This window comes from Schleiferilactobacillus harbinensis DSM 16991 (assembly GCF_000425885.1).
GTDB lineage: Bacteria > Bacillota > Bacilli > Lactobacillales > Lactobacillaceae > Schleiferilactobacillus > Schleiferilactobacillus harbinensis.
Map to the genome: position 1 here is coordinate 1 of NZ_AUEH01000091.1, position 2,449 is coordinate 2,449.

The following is a 2,449-nucleotide window of genomic DNA, read 5'->3' on the forward strand; positions in this document are numbered from 1 at the left end:
ATCGCCACTTGTGAAACAGCCTGTATTTACCCGAAATACTGTTTTCGTTTTTTGCATATGAATAAAGGCCATCAAGCTTTGTCCCCGTGTCTCCCAAAAATAGTGCTCGCGTCAGTTGCAATTTATCTTTCTCATTTTTTGGCCCCCACAAATAACTTCTTAGGTCGTTGCTGAAGCTCCAAATGGTCAACACAAGAGTACGTTCAATCGAATCGGGCATTTTGTCTCGCCAGCTGTAAAACGTTTCGCGATCCATATATACATAATTCATCAAATCAAAATGAGGCTTGTCTTTGATCAACGCTTTGAGCAAATTAACAACTGTTTTTCGCCGGTCATTGTAAACTACTTCGTTCCACTTATCAGATGAGGCTGCTGTCAAGCTGATCGATCCACCGCCACCGAATACGTCAACTAGACGGCTGCCAGCAGGCAATATGTCGATGATCTTTTCTGCTTTCTGGCCTTTATTGCCAACATAGGGTAATCCGCGTTTCCATTTCTCTGACTGTTTCAAATTGGGTTCCTCCGAAAATATGTATAAAAATAGCACCTCACCGTTTGGTGGAGTGCTGATCATTCAAAATTAGTTTACGTTAGGTGTGTCTAATCTCATACGTCCATTGTTAAGCATTTCCGTAACTAATACCAACTTATGCATCAGTGGCTTATCGTATTGAGCCTGCGTCCACAAAGCTGGCGCAATGCCGTAATGCCGAATACTAAGACCGCCTTTGTGAAGCAAAACGTTAACAGATACACACATGATTTCGTCGTCATTTACCTTTGATTGATACATTTCGGATTGCTCTTTTGTGGCACAAATTAGCAATTCTTTTTGCATACGTACGCCTCCAATAAAAAAGGCGCCCATGGCAGCGCCTATATTGTTACAATTCCTCGTAACCTAGTAATTTCTTTTTTCAGCCCACGGCCGAGTTCAGGCGGTCTTCGCTTCCTTTCGAAAGTTTGGTGGGCTATGCAATCGGCGGGAATCGAACCCGCGTACTAAGACTCATCCAACTTGAGTTACGATTGCTCCCAACACGCTCGCCGCATATCCGACGCTGCGGCACGCCTGGTAGTGGAATGTGCGGGTCATGGCATGAAGGCCCCCGACCTAGTAAGTGTCAGGCTGGATGTTAGACAGCCTGATTCCATTTTTTATTTTAACCGCATCCATGATGTGGCTCCAAACGAGGGGCAATGCGGCGACCGGGAATCGAACCCGGATTTAAACCACTCGCCGCGCCAATCAAGGAAAGGAGGTTGCATAGAAGAAAGCTTTCGCAGGCTGTCCTTCAAATTGGCACAATACCATAATAAAGCATACGCACTTACGGTTGACTTACGACTTAGTTACGACATTCTTACGCTCGTTTTTCTATTCGATAGACTAACAACTCACTAGGTGACGGTGGCCATACCTCGGCAAAAGCGATGAGCGCATCCTGTTTGGCGTGATAATAGGCTGTCGTCTCCATACCCAAACGGTCCATAATAGTCTGCACCTTGACTGGATAATCAGTTGTATACAGCAATTTAATAATTTCCCGGCTCTCGTCATTCTCCACTGCTTCAATTGCACGATCACACTGCGCCACAAAATCCCAATCGTTCAAATACTTCAGAAGCTTATTTTCCTGTGAGTTTTCCGTACTTGGCGAGCGTGGCATGCCATCAATTGCCGGAGATTGCAAGGTGATCTCATTCCTTTTAGATTTCTGTTTACGATGCCGATAGTCCATCAACACGAATTCGGCATTCGCTGCAGTTGCTTCATGGTCTAATCTTCTCCAATATGTCTGTACTACCCGCACCATGGCCACGCTCCTGTGTTATACTGTATTTATCACTTGTTAGTGCACGTAGCTGTGCATGGAAGACCGCTCATGCGGCCTTTTTTTTACTTTTTTAGTCCCTCCATCTTTTTGTGCTCAAACAGCCATTCCGCATCGCTGTATATTGGAAAAAGCATAATAACGATACCTGCTGCACGGATCCATAATGGGAAACCTGATAGTAACAAGATGGCGCCTACATAGATAATCAAAAGGTCAAAAAACACTACTTTTGCAACTAATTCCATTTTTCAATCTCCTATCTTAATGCCTTGATCAGTGAGTAAACCGGAGATACGGCTTCAGAAATGATATAGGCAAAGGCGTGCTTGACCTTTTTCTTCATTTCTCCGCCTCCAATTTCACGATTTCGCCAGTTTCCGCAACGCACCAGCCACCTAGCACCCATGCACGGGCGAATGTATCTTCGCTGACGCGCGTTTCACCATCAAGCGCATCTTTCAACGAATGGGCCCGTCCTTTGCACCATTCAAGCCATTCGCCTACCGCTTTCGGAATCACTGGCAGATCATCTGGCAACGCATCATCATAACGGTCGTCGTAATCCAATAGTTCCTGTGTCGGATGCAAGTTACCATCGGAAGATT

5 protein-coding genes and 1 tRNA gene are annotated in these 2,449 nt (G+C 45.2%); all 6 read right to left on the reverse strand.

Translation table 11 applies throughout. From position 1 onward, the window contains the following. On the reverse strand, positions 1–517 hold a 517-nt coding region (locus tag H627_RS0115230), incomplete at its 3' end, for a DNA adenine methylase (protein WP_027829611.1). A gap of 69 nt (positions 518–586) precedes the next feature. Next, entirely contained in the window at positions 587–844 is a 258-nt protein-coding gene (locus tag H627_RS18750) for a hypothetical protein (RefSeq protein WP_035441349.1), read from the reverse strand. 136 nt (positions 845–980) lie between these two features. Next, positions 981–1,039 (reverse strand) — tRNA-OTHER (locus H627_RS20270). 331 nt (positions 1,040–1,370) lie between these two features. Beyond that, positions 1,371–1,823, reverse strand: coding sequence for an ArpU family phage packaging/lysis transcriptional regulator (locus H627_RS18755; protein ID WP_051225483.1), 453 nt, complete (start codon positions 1,821–1,823; stop codon positions 1,371–1,373). Positions 1,824–1,906: 83 nt separating this feature from the next. Then, positions 1,907–2,089: a hypothetical protein gene (locus tag H627_RS0115245; RefSeq protein WP_027829612.1), complete on the reverse strand. Its 183-nt coding sequence runs from the start codon at positions 2,087–2,089 to the stop codon at positions 1,907–1,909. Positions 2,090–2,183: 94 nt separating this feature from the next. Further along, positions 2,184–2,432 carry a DUF1642 domain-containing protein gene (locus tag H627_RS20395; RefSeq protein ID WP_258457797.1) on the reverse strand — a complete coding sequence of 83 codons (249 nt, stop codon included), beginning with the start codon at positions 2,430–2,432 and terminating at the stop codon, positions 2,184–2,186. Positions 2,433–2,449: the final 17 nt, after the last annotated feature.

Excerpts from the sequence above, each read along its gene's own strand:
- H627_RS18750 (WP_035441349.1), bottom strand. The coding sequence starts at position 844 with ATGCAAAAAGAATTGCTAATTTGTGCCACAAAAGAGCAATCCGAAATG.
- H627_RS18755 (WP_051225483.1), bottom strand. The coding sequence starts at position 1,823 with ATGGTGCGGGTAGTACAGACATATTGGAGAAGATTAGACCATGAAGCA.
- H627_RS0115245 (WP_027829612.1), bottom strand. The coding sequence starts at position 2,089 with ATGGAATTAGTTGCAAAAGTAGTGTTTTTTGACCTTTTGATTATCTAT.